Annotated in this window: 19 protein-coding genes and 2 tRNA genes; 11 read left to right on the plus strand and 10 right to left on the minus strand. The window is 70.5% G+C overall.

Annotated features, from left to right (window positions below; all coding sequences use genetic code 11):
* Positions 1 to 11 precede the first annotated feature (11 nt).
* From pepN to PIJ49_RS04520, 3 genes are all read left to right on the plus strand, one after another.
* A complete protein-coding gene (pepN, locus tag PIJ49_RS04510) occupies positions 12 to 2591 on the plus strand; it encodes an aminopeptidase N (RefSeq protein WP_271825953.1) in 2580 nt (859 codons plus the stop codon).
* Between the two features lie 81 nt (positions 2592 to 2672).
* Positions 2673 to 3758 (plus strand): mechanosensitive ion channel family protein, encoded by a 1086-nt coding sequence (locus PIJ49_RS04515; protein ID WP_271825954.1) that lies wholly within the window; start codon positions 2673 to 2675, stop codon positions 3756 to 3758.
* A 44-nt stretch (positions 3759 to 3802) separates the two neighbouring features.
* Positions 3803 to 4213 carry a globin gene (locus PIJ49_RS04520; RefSeq protein ID WP_271826007.1) on the plus strand — a complete coding sequence of 137 codons (411 nt, stop codon included), beginning with the start codon at positions 3803 to 3805 and terminating at the stop codon, positions 4211 to 4213.
* 226 nt (positions 4214 to 4439) lie between these two features.
* On the opposite strand, the gene PIJ49_RS04525 is transcribed toward PIJ49_RS04520, so the two are convergent.
* Together PIJ49_RS04525 and PIJ49_RS04530 are read right to left on the minus strand one after the other, a co-directional pair.
* Entirely contained in the window at positions 4440 to 5282 is an 843-nt protein-coding gene (locus PIJ49_RS04525; RefSeq protein WP_271825955.1) for an NAD-dependent epimerase/dehydratase family protein, read from the minus strand.
* A gap of 109 nt (positions 5283 to 5391) precedes the next feature.
* Positions 5392 to 6093, minus strand: coding sequence for a DUF8185 domain-containing protein (locus tag PIJ49_RS04530; RefSeq protein ID WP_271825956.1), 702 nt, complete (start codon positions 6091 to 6093; stop codon positions 5392 to 5394).
* Between the two features lie 43 nt (positions 6094 to 6136).
* On the opposite strand from PIJ49_RS04530, the gene PIJ49_RS04535 reads away from it, so the two are divergent.
* Positions 6137 to 6994 (plus strand): acyl-CoA thioesterase, encoded by an 858-nt coding sequence (locus tag PIJ49_RS04535; RefSeq protein WP_209683497.1) that lies wholly within the window; start codon positions 6137 to 6139, stop codon positions 6992 to 6994.
* A 121-nt stretch (positions 6995 to 7115) separates the two neighbouring features.
* On the opposite strand, the gene PIJ49_RS04540 is transcribed toward PIJ49_RS04535, so the two are convergent.
* From PIJ49_RS04540 to msrA, 5 genes are all read right to left on the minus strand, one after another.
* Positions 7116 to 7598 carry an acyl-CoA thioesterase gene (locus tag PIJ49_RS04540; protein WP_251154763.1) on the minus strand — a complete coding sequence of 161 codons (483 nt, stop codon included), beginning with the start codon at positions 7596 to 7598 and terminating at the stop codon, positions 7116 to 7118.
* A gap of 3 nt (positions 7599 to 7601) precedes the next feature.
* Positions 7602 to 9287 carry an energy-dependent translational throttle protein EttA gene (ettA, locus tag PIJ49_RS04545; protein ID WP_209683500.1) on the minus strand — a complete coding sequence of 562 codons (1686 nt, stop codon included), beginning with the start codon at positions 9285 to 9287 and terminating at the stop codon, positions 7602 to 7604.
* 216 nt (positions 9288 to 9503) lie between these two features.
* Positions 9504 to 10214 (minus strand): single-stranded DNA-binding protein, encoded by a 711-nt coding sequence (locus PIJ49_RS04550; RefSeq protein WP_271825957.1) that lies wholly within the window; start codon positions 10212 to 10214, stop codon positions 9504 to 9506.
* Between the two features lie 117 nt (positions 10215 to 10331).
* Entirely contained in the window at positions 10332 to 10535 is a 204-nt protein-coding gene (locus PIJ49_RS04555) for a hypothetical protein (protein ID WP_081984725.1), read from the minus strand.
* Positions 10536 to 10572: 37 nt separating this feature from the next.
* A complete protein-coding gene (gene msrA / locus PIJ49_RS04560) occupies positions 10573 to 11100 on the minus strand; it encodes a peptide-methionine (S)-S-oxide reductase MsrA (RefSeq protein ID WP_251159833.1) in 528 nt (175 codons plus the stop codon).
* Between the two features lie 173 nt (positions 11101 to 11273).
* On the opposite strand from msrA, the gene PIJ49_RS04565 reads away from it, so the two are divergent.
* Both PIJ49_RS04565 and PIJ49_RS04570 read left to right on the plus strand, forming a co-directional pair.
* On the plus strand, positions 11274 to 11540 hold the full coding sequence (locus PIJ49_RS04565; RefSeq protein ID WP_271825958.1) for a hypothetical protein: 267 nt from the start codon (positions 11274 to 11276) through the stop codon (positions 11538 to 11540).
* Positions 11541 to 11709: 169 nt separating this feature from the next.
* Entirely contained in the window at positions 11710 to 12882 is a 1173-nt protein-coding gene (locus tag PIJ49_RS04570; protein ID WP_271825959.1) for a hypothetical protein, read from the plus strand.
* Between the two features lie 59 nt (positions 12883 to 12941).
* On the opposite strand, the gene PIJ49_RS04575 is transcribed toward PIJ49_RS04570, so the two are convergent.
* The 3 genes from PIJ49_RS04575 to PIJ49_RS04585 form a co-directional block, all read right to left on the minus strand.
* Positions 12942 to 13014, minus strand: a tRNA-Arg gene (locus PIJ49_RS04575).
* Between the two features lie 461 nt (positions 13015 to 13475).
* A complete protein-coding gene (locus PIJ49_RS04580; RefSeq protein ID WP_066653047.1) occupies positions 13476 to 13736 on the minus strand; it encodes a thioredoxin family protein in 261 nt (86 codons plus the stop codon).
* A 29-nt stretch (positions 13737 to 13765) separates the two neighbouring features.
* Positions 13766 to 14056: a hypothetical protein gene (locus tag PIJ49_RS04585; RefSeq protein WP_066653044.1), complete on the minus strand. Its 291-nt coding sequence runs from the start codon at positions 14054 to 14056 to the stop codon at positions 13766 to 13768.
* Positions 14057 to 14117: 61 nt separating this feature from the next.
* Here PIJ49_RS04585 and PIJ49_RS04590 point away from each other — a divergent pair, with 61 nt between their 5' ends.
* The 5 genes from PIJ49_RS04590 (at position 14118) to PIJ49_RS04610 (ending at position 19615) form a co-directional block, all read left to right on the plus strand.
* A complete protein-coding gene (locus PIJ49_RS04590; RefSeq protein ID WP_251159836.1) occupies positions 14118 to 14567 on the plus strand; it encodes a MarR family winged helix-turn-helix transcriptional regulator in 450 nt (149 codons plus the stop codon).
* On the plus strand, positions 14564 to 15802 hold the full coding sequence (locus PIJ49_RS04595; protein ID WP_066653039.1) for an MFS transporter: 1239 nt from the start codon (positions 14564 to 14566) through the stop codon (positions 15800 to 15802). Before PIJ49_RS04590 ends, PIJ49_RS04595 begins: the two co-directional genes overlap by 4 nt.
* Positions 15803 to 16620: 818 nt before the next feature.
* Positions 16621 to 17259, plus strand: a complete 639-nt coding sequence (gene orn, locus PIJ49_RS04600; protein ID WP_066653036.1) for an oligoribonuclease — start codon at positions 16621 to 16623, stop codon at positions 17257 to 17259.
* Positions 17260 to 17334: 75 nt separating this feature from the next.
* Positions 17335 to 17410, plus strand: a tRNA-His gene (locus PIJ49_RS04605).
* Between the two features lie 105 nt (positions 17411 to 17515).
* Complete coding sequence (locus tag PIJ49_RS04610) at positions 17516 to 19615, plus strand: acyltransferase family protein (protein ID WP_209683513.1); 2100 nt, start codon at positions 17516 to 17518, stop codon at positions 19613 to 19615.
* The last annotated feature ends 5 nt before the right edge of the window (positions 19616 to 19620 follow it).

Raw genomic sequence — 19620 nt, forward strand, 5'->3', positions numbered from 1 at the left:
TTGGAGCGTCCGTGCCCGGAGAGAACCTCACCAGAACCGAAGCCCAGGAACGCGCCGCGATCGTCGACGTGCAGACGTACGACGTCGAGCTGGACCTGACCCGCGGGGCCGAGACCTTCGGCAGCACCACGCGCGTCCGGTTCACCGCGACGCCCGGTGCCTCGACCTTCATCGACGCGATCACGAAGACCGTGCACTCGATCACCCTGAACGGCTCGGCGCTCGACGTCGCCTCGGTGAACGACGGCGTGCGCATCCAGCTCGACGACCTGCAGGAGCAGAACGAGCTCGTGGTCGTCGCCGACGCGATGTACACGAACACGGGCGAGGGCCTGCACCGCTTCGTCGACCCGGTCGACGACGAGGTCTACCTGTACTCCCAGTTCGAGGTCCCGGACTCGCGCCGGATGTTCGCGGTGTTCGAGCAGCCCGACCTCAAGGCCGAGTTCTCCTTCACCGTCACGGCACCGTCGCGCTGGCAGGTCGTCTCGAACTCCCCGACGCCCGAGCCCCACGTCGACGGCGAGATCGCCACGTGGGCGTTCAGCCCGACCGCGACGATCTCGAGCTACATCACCGCGCTCGTCGCCGGCCCGTACGAGGTCGTCCGCGACGAGCTCACGAGCCGCGACGGTCGGACCATCCCGCTCGGCGTCTTCGCGCGGCGCTCGCTCGCCGAGTACCTCGACCCCGAGTACGTGTTCGAGACGACCAAGAAGGGCTTCGCCTACTACGAGGAGAAGTTCGACGTCCCGTACCCGTTCGAGAAGTACGACCAGCTCTTCGTGCCGGAGTTCAACGCCGGCGCGATGGAGAACGCGGGCTGCGTGACCTTCACCGAGACCTACGTCTTCCGCTCGAAGGTCACCGACGCCATCAAGGAGCGCCGGGTCGTCACGATCCTGCACGAGCTCGCGCACATGTGGTTCGGCGACCTCGTCACCATGAAGTGGTGGAACGACCTGTGGCTGAACGAGTCGTTCGCCGAGTGGGCGTCGACCATCGCCACGGCCGAGGCCACCGAGTGGACCGAGGCGTGGACCACCTTCCAGGCGATGGAGAAGTCCTGGGCCTACCGCCAGGACCAGCTCCCCTCGACGCACCCGATCGTCGCGACGATCAACGACCTCGAGGACGTCCAGGTCAACTTCGACGGCATCACCTACGCCAAGGGCGGTTCCGTCCTCAAGCAGCTCGTGGCGTGGGTCGGCATCGACGCGTTCTTCGCGGGCGTCTCGGCCTACTTCACGAAGCACCACCACGGCAACACCGAGCTCCGCGACCTGCTCGTCGAGCTCGAGGCGACCAGCGGCCGCGACCTGTCCGAGTGGTCGCAGCTGTGGCTCGAGACCGCCGGCGTGAACACGCTGCGCCCCGAGATCGAGGTCGACGAGTCCGGCGTGATCACGTCCTTCGCCGTGCTGCAGGAGGCTCCGGCCGACCACCCGACGCTCCGCCCGCATCGCCTGGCGATCGGCGTCTACGGCTTCACGACGGACGAGTCGGCGCCCTTCGGTGCCGACACCGCGTCGGCCGGCGGCAAGCTCGAGCGCACGCACCGCGTCGAGATCGACGTCGACGGTGCCCGCACCGAGGTCCCCGAGCTCGTCGGCGTGCACCGCGGCGACCTCGTGCTCCTCAACGACGACGACCTGGCCTACGCCAAGATCCGTCTCGACGAGCAGTCCCGCCGCACCGCGATCGAGCACCTCGCCGCGATCGCGAACCCGCTCGCCCGCTCCATCGTCTGGGGCGCGATGTGGGACGCCACGCGCGACGCCGAGTCGCCCGCGAGCGACTACGTCCGCCTGGTGCTCGGCAACATCGCGACCGAGACCGAGTCGACGACGATCCGCACCACGCTCTCGCAGCTGCTGCTGACCGCCCGGAGCTACGTGGCACCGGCGAAGGTCGACACCACCGTCCGCACCGTGGGCGACACCCTCTGGCAGCTGGCCTCCTCGGCCGAGGCCGGGTCCGACGCCCAGTTCCAGTTCGTGAAGTTCTTCGCGCAGATCGCCTCGACGCCGGAGCACGTCACGACCCTGCAGGGCCTGCGCGACGGGTCCGTCACACTGCAGGGCCTGGAGATCGACACCGACCTGCGCTGGGAGCTGCTCGAGGGCCTCGTCCTCGCCGGTGCTGCCGGTGACGCCGAGGTCGACGCCGAGCTCGCCGCCGACAAGACGGCCTCGGGCGAGCAGGCCGCCGCCCGGGCGCGGGCGACGATCCCGACCGCCGAGGGCAAGCTCGCGGCGTTCTCGTCGCTCGTCGACTCGTCCGAGGCGCCGAACGCCATCGTCCGCCAGACGACCGTCGGCTTCCAGCACACCAACAGCCCGGTCGTCCTCGAGGGGCTCGTGTCGCGGTACTTCGACGTGCTGACCCGCATCTGGGCCGAGCGGAGCTACCACATCGCCGACACGATCGTCAGCGGCCTCTACCCGGCGCCGCTCGCGTCGGTCGAGCTCCGCGACGCCGCGAACGCCTGGCTCGAGGCACACCCGGAGACCCCGGCGCTCCGCCGCATCGTGTCCGAGAACCTCGCGGGCACCGAGCGTGCGCTGCGTGTCCAGGCGGCCGACGCCTGATCCTCGACCGACGGCAGTGCAGGGGCGGGGCCTCGGTGATCCTCAAGGGTCGCCGAGGCCCCGCCCTCTAGCATCGTCCGGATGATGAACTCGGCAGCGAACACGACCGACGACGTCTCGAAGTGGGCGTCGAACGCATTCACCCAGTTCGTCGACACCTGGCAAGCACCGATCACGATCGTCATCACGGTGATCGCGGCGATCATCCTGCGGCTGATCCTCCGGCGCGTGATCAAGGGCGTCGTCGACCAGGTGGTCAACGGGGCGAAGCGCCGCCAGAACGTCGACGACACCCAGGCGCTCATCGCCTCGCCGGTGCAGACAGCCCGCGTCGTGCAACGGACCCGGACCCTCGGCAGTGTGCTCGAGAACCTGGCGACCGTCGTCGTCGTGGTCATCGCGCTGATCGTCATCGTCACCGCCGTGTGGCAGGGCGCGGCCGTCGGGATCGTCGGTGGCGCCTCGCTGATCGCCGCGGGCCTCGCCGTCGGTGCGCAGAGCATCGTGAAGGACCTGCTGTCCGGCGTCTTCATGATCCTCGAGGACCAGGCCGGCGTCGGGGACGTCGTCGACACCGGGCAGGCCACCGGCGTGGTCGAGAACGTGGGACTCCGCGTCATGCAGATCCGCGACGTGAACGGCATCCTGTGGTTCGTCCCGAACGGGCAGATCCTGCGCGTCGGCAACCTGTCCCAGGGCTGGTCGCGCGTGCTGGTCGACATCACCGTCCCGTACGACACCGACATCGACGCCGTGCAGGACGCCCTCCTCCGTGCCGCGGTGACGATGTCCCAGGAGCCGCGCTGGCGTCAGCGGATCGTCGAGAAGCCGGAGATCTGGGGCCTCCAGTCGATCTCGGACGCCGGGATGGTGTTCCGTCTCGTCGTCAAGACCCGTGCGTCCGAGCTCGACGTCGTCGGGCGCGAGATGCGCGTGCGGCTGAAGCGCGCCGTCGACGAGCTCGGCGTCACGCTGCCCGCCATGGCGATGATCATGCCCGAGGGGTGGGAGAACGCCACCTCGATCAACGGCCTCCGGTCGGTCCGGACGCAACCGACGCCCGCACCGACGAAGTCGCGCGGCGGGAAGCGTGGGAACCTGTTCGGACGGGCGATCCGCACCGACGACGCCGACCGCGGCCAGGACCCCGGGAAGGACCACCAGTGAGCGACCTCACCCCTCCGGACCGGGGCGGCGTACCGGCGCAGCCGATCACGCTCCGCGTCGGCGAGCACGGCGCCAGCGCGACCGGCTCCCTGTACGAAAGCATCGGCGGTGCTCCCACCTTCGACCGGCTGGTCCGACGCTTCTACGAGGGTGTGCAGCAGGACGAGGTCATCTGGCCGATGTACCCGGCTGACGACCTCGACGGTGCGATCTGGCGGCTGTCGGCGTTCCTGCAGCAGTACTGGGGTGGCCCCGGCACGTACAGCGAGGAGCGCGGGCACCCTCGGCTCCGGATGCGCCACAACCCGTTCCGCATCACCTCCGAAGCCCGGGAACGCTGGCTCCACCACATGCACGAGGCCGTCGAGTCGCTGGGGTTGGCGCCCCTCGACGAGGCCGAACTGTGGGCGTACCTCGACCGGGCGGCACATGCGATGACGAACACGTTCGACTGAGCGTCCTCTCGCTCGACGCCGGGCCGGTCCGGTCGAAACCGGGCCGGTCCGCTCGGTAGCCGGCCGGTCCGCTCGGTATCCGGCTGGTCCGCTCGGTATCCGGCTGGTCCGCTCGATGCCGAGCCGGACAGCGGGTTCGTCCTGTGGCGGTCGCTGCCGGGCGGGACGCGGTCGGGTGGCCCGTGGCGGGGGCGCCACGGGCCTCCCGTCCGCCCCGCACCTGGGTTCAGCGGGCGGAGGACCCGCTGGCGAGGTCCTCGACCAGTGTCGGTCGGGTCGGGTTCCAGCCGAAGGCGGCGCGCGCGTGCGCGCCCGACGCCTCCTGGTGCAGCAGCAGGGCGTCTGCGTACGTGCGACCGAGCCGCTCCCGACTGTCGTCGGCACTCTCGGCGACGACCGGCGACCCGTGCGCGCCCGCTTCGGCGATCTCGCGCACGGTCGGGTTGTCACCGGTCGCGGCGACGACGTAGCCGTCCTGCTCCCCGCGCTGCACGGCGAGGACGTACAGTTCGCCGAGGTCGTCGACGTGCACCGTCGTCCACCGCTGTGACCCGTCGCCCACCAGCCGGACCTCGTGCTCCCCGTCGCCGACGAACATCGCCGGGATGCCCGCGCCACGGCCGTACACGATGCCCGGCGCGACGATCGTCGTCCGTGCGTCGCTCGCGCGGACCCGCGCCTCGATCGGGGCGCGCCACGCCGTGAGCTCCGGCGGGTCGACGGGCGACTGCTCCGAGATGTCGGTCGAGTCGCCGAACGTGAAGATGCCGCCCGTGTGCACGAACGGCTTCGACGTCCCCGAGAACGCCTCGGTCACCGTCGCCGTGAAGTCCGGGTCCACCGACTCGGCCGACGCGGTGTGGACGACGGCATCGCTCTCGTGCGCGAGTCGGCGCACGAGCTCGGTGTCGGACAGGTCGCCGACGACCGCCTGGCCGTCGGCGTCACGGACCGCCTGCGCCTTCTGGTCGGAACGGACGACCGCGGTGACCTGGTGCCCGTGGGCGAGGAGTGCGCGGAGGACTGATGACCCGATGTACCCGGATGCGCCGGTGAGGAAGACGTGCATGACGCAACCCAACCATGCCGCTCACGGCGTTGACCGGGTGCCCGTCGGAGGTGTGGACGGACGAGGGCTCGTGCGCGACCGTGCAGGGATCGGCAGTGCCGCGGCGGCACTAGTGGTCGAGGCTCCAGGCGCGTCGCTTCACCAGGATGTGCCCGCGCGACGTCGTCAAGCGGCTCCAGGGGCCGGTCTCGAACAGCCGGACCGGATCGTGCCCGAGGAAGCCGAGGCTCTCCCCCGCGAACCCGGCTGCTGCGGGGACGTGCTCGATCCCGGGGACGGGACGGCCCCAGACCTCGGCGCGGATGCGGCGGACGATGGCGTCACCGGCGTTCGACGGGACGGCGTCCGCGACCTCGGCGATCCCGTCGCGGGCAGCGCGGCGGAGCAGCTCCGGCGAGACATCGGGCAGCGGCACCCATCCCCCGCGGGGCGGCGAGATCGCGGCCCACGTCACGGTGTTCACCTCGTGCGGCAGCCCGACCTCGATCGGGGTCGGTCGCGTCGGGTCGGCACCGTCGGCACCGGCGGCGTCCTGTTCCTCGGCCAGCACACGGAGCCGCTCCCGCAGGGAGGCGAGCGGGACGACCGCGTCGATCGTCGCTGGCTCGGTCAGCGAGAAGGTGCGGAGACCGAGCACGGTCGGCAGCTCGTCGAGGAGCCCGACCGGGTAGAGGATCGCGGCGTAGACGGCGAGGACGCCGGAGTCGGCGATGAGCCGCACGGAGCCGTCCTCGATCCGGGCAGCGCGTCCGAGGTAGGTGCGGAGGTCGCCGAGCGAAGCGGCGTCGGGAAGCGTGAACGAGGTGCCCATGTCGACACCGATCCTACCGGCGACGGGTTCGTAGACTGCGGGGGTGAACGGCGAACCCGACTTCCTCAGCACCCTCCGCCTGCAGGACACCGGCGCGAGCACGGGCGAGACGATCCTCACCGGTGCCAGCCACTGGTCGCCCGGCGGCCGGGTCTTCGGCGGACAGGTGCTCGCGCAGTGCATCGTCGCCGCGCAGCACACGATCGAGGACCGCGACATCCACTCGATGCACGGGTACTTCCTGCGTCCCGGTGACATCGACGTGCCCATCACCTTCGCCGTCGAGCGCATCCACGACGGCCGCTCGTTCGCCACGCGCCGTGTCCAGGCCTACCAACGCGGTGTGCCGATCTTCTCGATGATCGCCTCCTTCCAGCGACCGGACGACGGACTCGAGCACCAGGACCCGTTCCCCGTCGGTACCCCCGATCCCGAGTCGTTGCCCTCGGCTGCGTCGATCCTGTCCGCGATCGACCACCCCGTGGCGCAGGCCTGGGCGGAACGCTCGATCGACCTGCGGCACGTCGAGGGCCCGGTGTTCGTCGACGTGCAGGGCGAGCGCGTCCCGCACCAGGCGGTGTGGTTCCGCGTCGACGGTGACCTGCCGGAGGACCCGTCGCTGCACCGGGCCGTGCTCGGCTACGCGAGCGACATGTCGATCCTGGAGCCGATCATGCGGCGGCACGGCGTCGCCTGGGGCACGCCGGGAGTGAAGAGCGCGAGCCTCGACCACGCGATGTGGTGGCACCGCGACGGCCGTGCCGACGACTGGGTCCTGTACGCACAGGAGTCCCCGAGCGCCCAGGGCGGCCGGGGACTGGCGTTCGGGCGGATGTTCGCGCGCGACGGTCGGCTGCTGGCCTCGGTGGCGCAGGAGGGGATGCTGCGCGTGCCGCGCTGACGGCTGCCCTGCCCGCTCCTGGCGGACACACGGTGCCGCCCGTGCTGGCCGCTACGGGCTCGAGAACTGCGCCGGGGGTCCCGCCGCTACGGGCTCGAGAACTGCGCCGGCGGTCCCGCCGCTACGGGCGGGAGAACTGCACGGGCGCTTCGACGAACGGCGCACAGGCGGCGCGCTCGGCCTCGGACAGGCGACGGGGCCGGTTCGAGGCCGCGTCGACCATCACCAGGGCGGTCGTGGCGCGCGTGTAGAGCACCTGCGGCTCGACTCCGACGGGTGACCAGATCTCGTACGACACGTCGATGCTCGCGCCACCGATGCGTCCGATCCACATCTGCACGTCGAGGGGCCGGCGCAGGTACGGGATCGATGCGAGGTACTCGAGACGTTGTGCAGCGATGACCGTCATCGTCCCGGAGCCGGGCCGGCCGTCGATGATCGGGTCCGGCAGGTCGTCCTCCGGCGCGACGTCGGCGGGGTCGTGGCCCCAGAACCCCGCGATGCGCGCCTCCTCGAGGAGGCGCAGCATCGCGGAGTTGTTGACGTGGCCGTACGCGTCGATGTCGCTCCACCGGATGCGGACGGGAGCGTGCAGCCTCGCCACGGGTCAGTCGCGGGTGAGCTTGCGGTACGTCGAGCGACCGGGCTTGTTCGCGTCCGGGCCGAGGCGCACGAGCTTGTTCTCCTCGTAGGCCTCGAAGTTGCCCTCGAACCAGTACCAGTTCGGGGTACCGTCCTCGTTCACGCCCTCCCACGCGAGGATGTGCGTCGCGATGCGGTCGAGGAACCACCGGTCGTGGGTGATGACCACGGCACAGCCGGGGAACTCGAGCAGGGCGTTCTCGAGGCTGCCGAGGGTCTCGACGTCGAGGTCGTTGGTCGGCTCGTCGAGGAGCAGGAGGTTGCCGCCCTGCTTGAGCGTGAGCGCCAGGTTCAGGCGGTTGCGCTCACCACCGGAGAGCACACCGGCCTTCTTCTGCTGGTCCGGACCCTTGAACCCGAACTGCGAGACGTAGGCGCGGGACGGGATCTCGGTCTTGCCGACCTGGATGAAGTCCAGGCCGTCGGAGACGACCTCCCACAGGTTCTTGTTCGGGTCGATGCCGCCGCGGCTCTGGTCGACGTACGAGATGTCGACCGTGTCGCCGATCCGCAGCTGGCCGCCGTCGAGCGGCTCGAGGCCGACGATGGTCTTGAACAGCGTGGTCTTGCCGACGCCGTTCGGACCGATGACCCCGACGATGCCGTTGCGGGGCAGCGTGAAGGACAGGCCGTCGATGATGACGCGCTCACCGAACTGCTTCTGGAGCTTCTCGGCGTCGATCACCTGCGAGCCCAGACGCGGGCCCACGGGGATGACGATCTCCTCGAAGTCGAGCTTCCGCGTGCGCTCGGCCTCGGCAGCCATCTCCTCGTACCGGGCGAGACGGGCCTTCGACTTCGCCTGGCGGCCCTTCGAGTTGCTCCGGACCCACTCGAGTTCGCTGGACAGACGCTTGGCGAGCTTGGCGTCCTTCTTGCCCTGGACCTCGAGACGCTCGCGCTTCTTCTCGAGGTAGGTCGAGTAGTTGCCCTCGTACGGGTACAGGCGACCACGGTCGACCTCGGCGATCCACTGTGCGACGTGGTCGAGGAAGTACCGGTCGTGCGTGACGGCGAGCACTGCGCCGGGGTACTTCGACAGGTGCTGCTCGAGCCACAGCACGGACTCGGCGTCGAGGTGGTTGGTGGGCTCGTCGAGGAGGAGCAGGTCGGGCTTCTCGAGGAGCAGCTTGCAGAGCGCCACGCGGCGCTTCTCGCCACCCGAGAGGTTGGCGATCTGCGCGTCAGCCGGCGGACACTGCAGCGCGTCCATGGCCTGCTCGAGCTGGGAGTCGAGGTCCCACGCGTCGGCCGCGTCGATCTCCTCCTGCAGGGTGCCCATCTCGGCCAGGAGGGCGTCGAAGTCGGCGTCCGGCTCCGCCATCAGCGCGGAGATCTCGTTGAAGCGGTCGAGCTTGCCCTTGATCGCACCGACGCCCATCTGGACGTTCTCGAGCACGGTCTTGGATTCGTCGAGCTCGGGCTCCTGCATGAGGATGCCGACGGAGAAGCCCGGCGTGAGCTTCGCCTCGCCGTTGGACGGCTGGTCGAGACCCGCCATGATCTTCAGGATCGTCGACTTGCCCGCGCCGTTCGGCCCCACGACGCCGATCTTGGCGCCGGGGATGAACGACATCGTGACGTCGTCGAGGATCAGCTTGTCGCCGACCGTCTTGCGGGCGCGGACCATCTGGTAGATGTACTCAGCCATATCGGCGCAAGTCTACTGACCCGGGCACGTCACCGCTCCCCCCTGCGCCGCGGCGCAGGGGGCGCGGGTCGGCGGCGCCGACAGGACCACGGTGGGGCGCGCGCCGAGGCGGCCGGCACCGGCAGGACGCGTGTGCCTCGCGCCGAGACGGCCGGCATGGGCAGGGCGCGGTTGTCGTGCGCCGCCGACGGTCCCGGGGATGACCCGTGCGACGACTCATGCGACGGCACGGGCGTCGGCGTCGCCGTCTGCCCCCGGCTCGGGCTCTCGGGATCCGGGCGCGACCGGGGCGACCCCTCCGGCTGCCCGCGCCCCGCTGTCACCCGGGTCGCCGCCGTCCGCGACGCCGCCGCCCGGGATGCCGTCGCTCAGGACGCCGCCGTCCCGGACGCCGTGGCGCGCCAGCACGGTCCCGTCTGCTGCCCCGGGCAGCGCATCGTCGCCGTCCCCGCCGAGCACGGGCGTCGCGTGGTCGTCCTCGGACACCGTGCCCGTCACCTCGCCGGTGTCCGGGTCCACCGTCGGCACCCCCGGCGGCACCCCGGGACCCGCGTTGGAGTCGCCGACGTGCCGCGGGACGCGGATCCAGTTGCTGATGCCCCAGGCGAGGTCGTGCCCGATGCCGTCGGCGTCGATCTCGACCGCGGTCCCGTTCCGTCCGTCACGCTCCCAGGTGCGGATCCGGACGCGTCCGGTCACGAGGATGCGATCGCCCTTCTTCAGCGACTTGTGGACGTTCGCCGCGAGGGACCGGAAGGCGGTGACCGTGTACCAGTTCGTCGGACCGTTCGTCCACGACGACGTGCTGCGGTCCCAGCGACGGGAGGGGGACGCCAGACGCATGCTCGAGATGGCGATGCCGGTGTCGGTGACGAGGTGCCGGGGTTCGGTCGCGACGATGCCGCAGACGGTGATCGTGTCGTTCATGACTCGATCGTCTGCGAGCCCCGTGCCGCACTGGCGGCCCGGGGCTCGATCTGTGAGCAGCCGACTCGTCGAGGTGGGCTGTGGAGGAATACTCCCCCGAGCCTCCGGGCCGGCGGGTCAGTGCGCGCGGAACTCGGGACGGTCGGCGAGGGGTCCGAGCGCCGCGTGGACCGCACCCTTCGCGGTCTCCAGCGACGGGTAGGTCCCACCTCGGCCCCGCCGACCGTAGAGCTCGACGTGGAAGCCGTCCGACGCGCGGCGGATGCTCCCGACCGCGCCCGCCGGACCGACGGCCACCCAGGTCCCGGTGTTGTCCATCATCGTTCGACCACCTCCTCGTGGCCCCGACGTCCGTGCCTCAGGACGCCAGGATGTACTGACTGTAGGCCTTGCGGACCTTGTTCACCTTGGGCAGCGCGACCGCGAGGCAGTAGCCCTGACCGGGGTTCTTCGCGAAGAAGTCCTGGTGGTGCTCCTCCGCACGGAAGAACGTACCGAGCGGCTCGATCGTCGTCACGATCCCGCCGTCCCACATGTCTGCAGCGCGCTGCACCGCGTGCTCGAACAGCGCTCGCTGCTCGTCGTCCGCCGGGAACATCGCCGAGCGGTACTGGGTGCCGACGTCCGCGCCCTGGCGGTTCAGCTGCCGCGGGTCGTGGAGCGTGAAGAAGACGTCGAGGACGACGTCGGCGGGGATGACCGACTCGTCGAAGGTCACCGCGACCGCCTCGGCGTGACCGGTCGCACCGGTGCAGACCGCTTCGTACGTCGGGTCCTCGACCACGCCGCCGGTGTAGCCCGACACCACGTCCTGCACACCCTGCAACGTGCGGTACACCGCGTCGAGGCACCAGAAGCATCCACCTGCGAGCACGAACGTCGTCATGCGCGCCACCGTACCCTCCTGCGCTCACGGAACACGGGGCCGGGGTACGTCTCCTGCACAGCATCGCCCTCGCCGTGAGCGCTCCCCTGACGCCACTGCACGGCCGTGGAGTGTCGGTGGTCAGCCGTACCGTCGAGGCAACGAAGACCACGACGAATCAGCAGGAGGCACCCGTGCAGACCAGCACCGAACCAGCGTTCCGGATCCGTTCCACGCCGGTCGCACGCAGCCGTGGCGACCTGCGCGTGCTCGACGTGCGGGACGACCTCAGCCGGGTCACCCGCACCAACGGCGAGATCGTCGGGTACGTCGACCGCGTGGACGTCGCGGGCGGCACGGCCTACCGCGCCCGTCGCTACGTGGCGGTCGAGCGACGGTTCGTCGAGCTGCCGAACGTGTGGTCGGCGGACGACGCCGTCGACTGCCTGCGCTGGGGCTGACCAGCCGCCCGCGCACTTCGACCGCGCCGCTCGAAGGAACACCGCTGCGCGTGAGCGAACGCCGCCCCGATCGACGGAGCGCAGCCCGGCTCGACGGAGCGCAGCCCGGCTCGACGGAACGCCGTCCGACCTCCGCGGTTCTGCGTCGCACGCTGCGTAGGGTTCGCCCATGGACTGGTGGAACGACCTGACCGACTGGACGGCATCCGACGAGGGATGGCGCGTGCTGTCCGGCGCGATCATCCCCTTCGTCGCGATCGTCGTCGCCGGAGTGATCGCCGCGCTGATCGGACGCGCGGCAACGAAGCGCGTCGTCGCGCTCCACGACCGCGAGAGCCGGAACGCAGCGGTGGCGGGCGTGGTCACCGCGGCGCGCAAGGCCTCACGCTGGGGAGCACTCGGACACGAGGAACGTGCCTACGCCGACCACCTCGCCGAGGACGCCGACGTGCGGCTGCGCCTCCTGCCGGTGAGCGGTGCTCCGCTGGCCGCCGACTGGGTGCAGCACGAGATCGCCGACATCAAGCGGAACTCCTCGACCTTCACCTCGCAGGCAGACCAGTCGCTCGGCGAACTCCGCGACCGTCTGCTCGAGTGGAACGGCAAGCCAGGTCGCGCGAAGAAGCTGTTCAAGGCCGATCTCGAACGCTGGAAGTTCGATTCTCCGGACCCCGACGCCGACCTCATCGCCCGCCAGCAGGACTGGAACGCCGGTCAGCAGCAGCAGCGGTCTGCCGAGGCAGACGCCAGCACGGCCCCGTCGCGCCCGACGCCGACCACCACCTCGCTCCGTCCTGCGCCGCAGCAGTCTCCCGTCGGTTCCCCTGCGGCCGCGACGTCGGCGGGCCGCACCTCGGGTCCGACCGTTGCGCCGGAGGTCGACCAGGACGCCACCACCCCGATCGACGACGTCCGAGGTGCTGCCGACAACCGGACGCGCCCCTACGGCGACCGCGAGACGGTCCAGCTCGACGGCACGCCGGTCCGCCCTCCGCTCGGGTCGCCGATCGCGTCGGCGCGTCCGGGGAGCGGCACGACTCCGAGCGCTCGGAACGACCTCGGCTCGCGCAGCGACGACTCCTCGGACTCCGGCGAGGTCGACGTGACCGATCGTGGCGGTGATGCCCGCTCCGACGACCGGCCGACCTCCGTGCCCCGGGTCGCGAGCCCGACGTCGGCTGACGCCCACGTGAACCGTGCCGCAGCGTCAGCGACCGGGCTCGACCGGCCCGGGGCGGCGAACGCGACGCCGGGTGCTCGAGATGACGACGACGACGCCTCGCCGTACACCCAGCCCATCAGCGCGAGCGAGCTGCGACGCCGAGCAGCCGAGGACGACTGAGACCTCCCCCGTTCGACGAGAGGCCGCCATCCCGACGGATGGCGGCCTCTCGTCGCGTGTGCCCCCGGCAGGAATCGAACCCGCGACACGGAGGGTAGAAACCACCTGCTCTATCCACTGAGCTACGGAGGCGAGCGGCGACGATTCTACCGCCGTCGGTCGTCGGGGCGCTGCACTGCCACGCACGAGGCCGGTGCTCGGCGATCGCGCCCGACTGCTCCGTTAGTCCCGAGCGGGCGGAAGGGGTGCGGCGCGTGCCGCCGGTGAGCACGAAGGGCCCGCCCGCCGGGGTCGCACCGGTCAGCCCGGACGACCAACGCACCGAGCGGGCGGAACCGGTCCGTTCGGCTCCGCTGGACAGCAGGGAACGCCCGCTCGCGCGGAGAAGCCCGGTCAGCCCGGACGACCGGCGCACCGAGCAGGCGGAACCGGTCCGCGCGGCACCGCCGGACAGCAGGGAACGCCCGCTCGCGCGAGGGCGCGCGTTGCCGGCGCGACCGACGTGGCGGACATGCACCGCGCCTCCTGGCCGAACACGCCTGCACGGTGACCGGACGAGGCGGACGTGCCCCGTGCCTCCCGACCGGGTCCGTTCAGAGCGCCTTCGCGACCGCCACCAGCAGCTGGTCCCGTGAGGGGACGCCCGGCGAACGGAAGACCTCGGCACCGTCGTCCCGACGCACGATGATCGTGGGGGTCGATCGGATGCCGAGGTCCTCTGCAGTGTCAGGGTGTGCCGCGACGTCGCGTTCGGTGACCCGGAGCCCGGGGACGAGGGCCGCTGCCTCACCGCTCACACGGCGGGCGGCTGCGCACGGGGCGCAGAAGGCGGAGGTCCAGAGGTCGAGCTGCACGGGACGGTGCAACGTGCGCGGCGCGCGATCTACTCCCGGTCGAACTCGCCGCTGCGGTCCCCGCGGTCCTGCAGGTCGTCGACCGGATCGGAGTCCGCGGCGTCGTACTCGTACTCGACCGAGGTCTGGTCGAGCACCTGACGGGTCTTGGTGGCCTTGTAGGCGAAGGCCGTCTGCAGGCCCTCGACGTCCGCGTACACCGTGACCTCGTCGTCGACCGCGTCGCTCGTGGCGGTGCGGGTGTCGGTCGTGCCGTCGAAGGGACCGCCGTGGAAGATCGCGGTGTACTCGTCGCCCTCGTGGATGGTGATGTCGCTCATGCGTCCCTTCTACCAGGGGTGCCCTGTTGACGGATGTATAGCACCGCTATATAGTTCAGACATGGAAGCATCGCGGGCGCAGGCACTGGAGACGCTGATCATCTCGGTCAACCGCTTGGTCCGTGCTGCGGCGCAGGCCTCCGGCGACGCCACCTCGGCCGCGGTCTGGCGCACGCTCGGCATCCTCGAGACCGAGCAGCCGCTGCGCCTCGGTGAGCTCGCCGCCGCGTCCCGTGTGGCACAGCCCACGATGACCCGGATCGTCGCCGGCATGCTCGCCGACGGTCTGCTCTCGCGCACCGTCGACCCCGACGACTCTCGCGGGCAGCTCATCGAGCTCACCGACGCGGGGCGCGAGCGGCTCGCCACCTGGCGTGCGACGATCGCCGACTCCGTCGGGCCGGTCTTCGCCGACCTCGACGACGATGACTGGGACGTCCTGCGCGACGCCGCCGCCATCATCGCCTCGCGCACCACCACGAACCCCACCAGAACGGAGATCCACGCGTGAACGCCCACGCACCCGCTGCGTCCGGCAGCATCCTCAAGCAGTCGTCCGCCGTCTGGGCGATCGCGTTCGCCTGCGTCGTCGCCTTCATGGGCATCGGCCTGGTCGACCCGATCCTCCCCGCGATCGCGACGTCGCTGCACGCCACCGCCGCGCAGACCGAACTGCTCTTCACGAGCTACCTCGCGGTCACCGGCGTCGCCATGTTCTTCACCAGCTGGGTGTCGAGCCGCATCGGTGCGAAGAACACCCTGCTCATCGGGCTCGCGCTCATCGTGGTCTTCTCGGTGCTCGCAGCGACCTCGGGCAGCGTCTGGAACATCATCGGCTTCCGCGCCGGTTGGGGTCTGGGCAACGCGCTCTTCATCTCCACCGCACTCGCGACCATCGTCGGTGCAGCGTCCGGTGGTACGGCGTCGGCGATCATCCTCTACGAGGCAGCGCTCGGCCTCGGCATCGCCGTCGGGCCCCTGGTCGGCGGACTGCTCGGGTCGGTGAGCTGGCGCGGTCCCTTCTTCGGCGTCACCACCCTGATGGCGATCGCGTTCATCGCCGTCGTCGCGCTGCTCAAGACCTCCGGACTCGAGAAGCCCACTCCGACCAAGCTCTCGGCACCGTTCCGCGCCCTCGGACAGCCGGCGCTCGCGGCCCTCGCGGTGACCGCGCTCTTCTACAACATCGGCTTCTTCGTGCTGCTCGCGTACACGCCGTTCCCGCTCGGCTTCGGCGCACTCGGCATCGGTTTCACCTTCTTCGGGTGGGGAGTCGGGCTCGCGATCACCTCCGTGTGGGTCGCCCCGATGCTGACCGCGCGCATGCGCCGCACGACCGTGCTGAAGATCGCGCTGCCGCTCCTCGCCCTCGACCTGTTCGCCGCGGCGGTCGTCGTGACCTCGCAGGCCGGGCTCATCATCTGCGTGGTCATCGGCGGCCTCGTGCTCGGTGTCCTCAACACGGTGCTCACCGAGTGCGTGATGGAGGCGACGGACCTCCCCCGCTCGGTGGCGTCGAGCGCGTACTCCGCTGTGCGCTTCATCGGCGGTGCGATCGCCCCGCCCGTGGCGACGCTGCTCGCCGACTCGTTCTCGCCGTCGGCGGCCTACGTGTTCGCCGGGGTCTCGGTGGCGGTCGCGTTCGTGGTCGTGGTGCTGACCACCAAGGTGCTGCGGCGGGTCGACGACGGGGCCGAGCCGGAGCGTGTCGAGGCAGAGGCGATCTCGGCGGGCGAGATGGTCTGAGTCGACACGAGCGCGGGTGGGCGGTGAGCCCGCTCGCGCTCGGTGCGAGCGCGGGTGGGCGATGAGCCCGCTCGCGCTCGGTGCGAGCGCGGGTGGGCGATGAGCCTGCTCGCGCTCGGTGCGCTTCGCTGCGGGCGAGGGCTGCGGTCGGGACTCCGGTCCGGTCGCGGGTCTCGCCCGTTCGTCATGTGCGGACGCGCGTGGGCGAGTGGATGGAGATCCAGGGGTGGACCCCTCGGGCGCACGGGGGGGGTCCTCGGGGCCGAGTGCGCTCGGCAGGCCGCGCGAGCGGGCAGGACGCGCCGGGCCGGCGCCGTCCGCCCGACCGGTTCCGCCCGCTGGGCAACCGGAGGACGGGCTGGAGCGGACCGTCTGACGCGGGTCGAGCCTCCAGACCGGTGGTGAGGGCAGCCGCGTGAACGCGAGCGGGCGGATCCTGCCGCCGTTCCGGATCGCAGCTGCCGGTTCCGCCCGCTCACGGACCGACCGGGAGGCACGGCGCCCGTCGAGCCGCACCGCGCGCCGCGAGCGGGCGGATCCTGCCGCCGTTCCGGATCGCGGCTGCCGGTTCCGCCCGCTCACAGACCGACCGGGAGGCACGGCCCACCTGGATCCGGACCGCGCGCGCCGCGAGCGGGCGGATCCTGCAGACGGGCCGTCTCGCGGCTGCCGGTTCCGCCCGCTCGGCCAGGGGCAGCCGTGTGTCCACGGCGTCCCGGTGTCGCCTCGAGCGGAGCCGGCACGGTGCCGACCTGGATCGCTCCACAGCCTCGGGTCCGGGCGCGGGAGCGTCACCCGTGCGGAATAGGATCGAGGACATGGCAACTGCGAACGACCGCCTCGTCTGGATCGACTGCGAGATGACCGGCCTCGACGTCGAGGTCGACCAACTCGTCGAGGTGGCCGTCGTCGTCACGGACTTCGACCTCGTCCCCGTGCACCCCGGGTTCGACATCGTGATCAAGCCCGACCAGTCGGCGCTCGACAACATGAACGAGTTCGTCACGAACATGCACGCGACTTCGGGCCTCGCCGAGGCGATCCCGGACGGTGTCTCGCTGGCGGACGCCGAGTACCAGGTGCTCGAGTACATCCTCCAGCACGTCCCGGCCGAGGGCAGCGCGCCGCTGGCCGGCAACACGATCGGCACGGACCGCGCCTTCCTGTCGAAGTACATGCCCCGCGTCGACGGGCACCTGCACTACCGCAGCGTCGACGTGTCGAGCATCAAGGAACTCTGCCGCCGCTGGTTCCCGCGCGTGTACTTCAACGCGCCGGAGAAGCACGGCGGCCACCGTGCCCTCGCGGACATCCTCGAGTCGATCCGCGAGCTCGAGTACTACCGTCGCGCCGGCTTCATCCCGGAGCCCGGCCCGACGACCGAGGACGTCCGCGCCGTCGCGGCCGAGGTGGTCGAGAAGTGGGAGCCGCGGCTCGGGCAGCCCACGGCGGAGTAGCGACACGCGTGGTCGTCGCGGCCTCCGGCATGTACTACTATTGAGTGGTCGCGCCGGTCAGCCGGTTCGGACATGGTGGATATAGCTCAGTTGGTAGAGCGCCTGGTTGTGGTCTAGGAGGTCGCGGGTTCGAGACCCGTTATTCACCCCAGTAGGACCGTCCCCGTTAGCGCGGGGACGGTCCTTTTTTGCAATCTCTCCACAGTGGAATATCACCTTCTGGAACTGACGTACCAGCTCGGCCTAGTCTCGCTACATGACCTCAGCGAACAAGCGCCGGCCGGACATCGAGGGGCTTCGGGGGATCGCGGTCCTCATGGTGCTGCTGGAACACACCTTCGCAACGCCGGTCGGGGGTTTCCTCGGAGTCGATGTGTTCTTCGTCATCTCCGGTTTCGTCGTCGGACGGGGGCTCCTGAACGAGGGCGCGACCCACGGCCAGATCCGGATCATCGACTTCTTCCGGCGTCGGGCGCGACGTCTCGCGCCGACCGCCCTCCTCGTGATCGGCCTCAGCATGGCCGTCTCCGCGCTGTTCCTCCGAGGCTCGCGGCGGGAGCAAACACTGTTCGACGGACTCGCCGGGCTCCTCGGCACAGCCAACTGGCGGTTCATCACAAGTGACGCTGGCTACTTCGACGGCGTATCGGCTCCGTCGCCCTTCCGTCACCTGTGGTCCCTCGGTGTCGAAGAGCAATGCTACTTCCTCCTCCCGCTGGCACTCCTGCTCGTCATCAGACGACGACGGCTTGGTCTGTTCGTCATCACCGCCGTGGTGGTCGCGTCCTTTGCCGCAGTCGTCGCGACCACCGCACCGCAGCCTGTCTTCGCGTTCTACTCGACAGTGACACGCTTGTGGCAGCTCGGAACCGGCGTCGGACTGGCACTGGTGGCGCACCGTCTCGAGGGGCTGGGGCCGGCACCGGCACGCGCGCTGCGAAGGACAGCAGTCATGGCAGTGTCCGGTCTCCTCCTGCTGGTAGCTTCCGCACTCCTGACCCGACCCGACGTCGGTGTTCCGTTCCCCGCTGGTCTCGCTCCGGCAGCGGGAACCGCGATGATCATCGCTGCAGGTTGCCGTGCGCCCACGATGGTGACGAAGCTGCTTGGCGCACGGCCGCTCGTCCTCGTCGGCGAGCGGAGCTACGCGCTCTACATGTGGCACTGGCCGGTCCTCGTCCTCGCTCCGGCCGTACTCGGGACGGAGCCGGTGGTCGCGCTCGCGGTCGCGGTCGCCGCAGCTGTGCTGTCCCATGCCTTCGTCGAACGACCGATCCGACGGAGGGGCTCAGCAAATTCGCAGCCGACACTCGTCCATGGGCACAGGTCGGCCAGGCTCGAGCAGTCGGCCGGAGCCGTTGTCGCCCTCGCGATCATCGCCACGGTCACGACTGCCTCGGCCGTCAGCCGGTACGAGGCGACCGCTCCACCCGCCCCGGAGCCGAACGCGGTCGACCCTTCAGATCCGGGACCAGCAACCGTGGAGACCGAGCGCCGACGAGCTGTCGAGCAAGGTCTGTCGCTCCGGTCGTGGCCCGATTCCCTGCAGCCTCGACTCGACGAACTGCGTGGTCACGACTACCTTCCCGCGCTCGAGCAGGACACTCGCTTCGAGCAGGTCGCTCGGTGCGCCGAGCCAGGGCAGAACCACACGGTGGAGCAGTGCACGCTCGGAGACGGCTCGAAGTCACTGATGATCGTGGGCGACTCGACCGCGGAGTTCCTCACACCAGCATTCCGCCGGATGACCGAACACCGATCTGGATGGAAGCTGATCGCAGGCGCGCGGTACGGCTGTCCGTTCAGCACGCTGGAACTCGCGCACGGCGACACCGACTGTTCGAAGGCCCGTGAGGAGGTACTGGCACACATCGCTCAGGCGTCACCGGATGTCCTCGTCGTCATGAACGTCCTGGGCCCCCTGCAGTTGCACGGCACGGATGTTCCAGAGAGCGATCGGGCCGCAGGCGTGATCGCCAGGATCGACGAAGTGCGCGCCGCGGTCGGATCAGTCGCAATCGTGGGCCCCAACGTCCCCGGTCCGAAGTGGGACGACTGCGGAAGTGCCCTGATCGGCCCGGAAGCCTGCACGGGCACGACGCAGCGGTGGCGCCCGTCGATCTCGGCGGATCAGGACGCAGCCAGGCGCAGTCACATCCCCTACATCGATCCGACGGCCCTCTGGTGTGCTGGTGGCCGGTGTCCGGCGGTCATCGATGATCGCGCCGTCTCGTTCGACGGGACGCACGCGACGTTCGAAGCAGCCGAGGACGTCGCCCCGGCCCTGGAAGACGCGCTCGTGAGCGCAGGGGTCCTGCCCCCGCAGGACGGGAGCACCGGCGGCGCAGCGGGGTGATCGCT

Source organism: Curtobacterium uvaldense, assembly GCF_028307415.1.
GTDB lineage: Bacteria > Actinomycetota > Actinomycetes > Actinomycetales > Microbacteriaceae > Curtobacterium.

Coding starts and splice junctions, on each gene's coding strand:
- PIJ49_RS04515 (WP_271825954.1), top strand. CDS start 2,673: ATGATGAACTCGGCAGCGAACACGACCGACGACGTCTCGAAGTGGGCG.
- msrA (WP_251159833.1), bottom strand. CDS start 11,100: ATGACGACGTTCGTGCTCGCAGGTGGATGCTTCTGGTGCCTCGACGCG.
- PIJ49_RS04590 (WP_251159836.1), top strand. CDS start 14,118: ATGGAAGCATCGCGGGCGCAGGCACTGGAGACGCTGATCATCTCGGTC.
- orn (WP_066653036.1), top strand. CDS start 16,621: ATGGCAACTGCGAACGACCGCCTCGTCTGGATCGACTGCGAGATGACC.
- PIJ49_RS04525 (WP_271825955.1), bottom strand. CDS start 5,282: ATGCACGTCTTCCTCACCGGCGCATCCGGGTACATCGGGTCATCAGTC.
- PIJ49_RS04550 (WP_271825957.1), bottom strand. CDS start 10,214: ATGAACGACACGATCACCGTCTGCGGCATCGTCGCGACCGAACCCCGG.
- PIJ49_RS04555 (WP_081984725.1), bottom strand. CDS start 10,535: ATGATGGACAACACCGGGACCTGGGTGGCCGTCGGTCCGGCGGGCGCG.
- ettA (WP_209683500.1), bottom strand. CDS start 9,287: ATGGCTGAGTACATCTACCAGATGGTCCGCGCCCGCAAGACGGTCGGC.
- PIJ49_RS04530 (WP_271825956.1), bottom strand. CDS start 6,093: ATGGGCACCTCGTTCACGCTTCCCGACGCCGCTTCGCTCGGCGACCTC.
- PIJ49_RS04585 (WP_066653044.1), bottom strand. CDS start 14,056: ATGAGCGACATCACCATCCACGAGGGCGACGAGTACACCGCGATCTTC.
- PIJ49_RS04570 (WP_271825959.1), top strand. CDS start 11,710: ATGGACTGGTGGAACGACCTGACCGACTGGACGGCATCCGACGAGGGA.
- PIJ49_RS04610 (WP_209683513.1), top strand. CDS start 17,516: ATGACCTCAGCGAACAAGCGCCGGCCGGACATCGAGGGGCTTCGGGGG.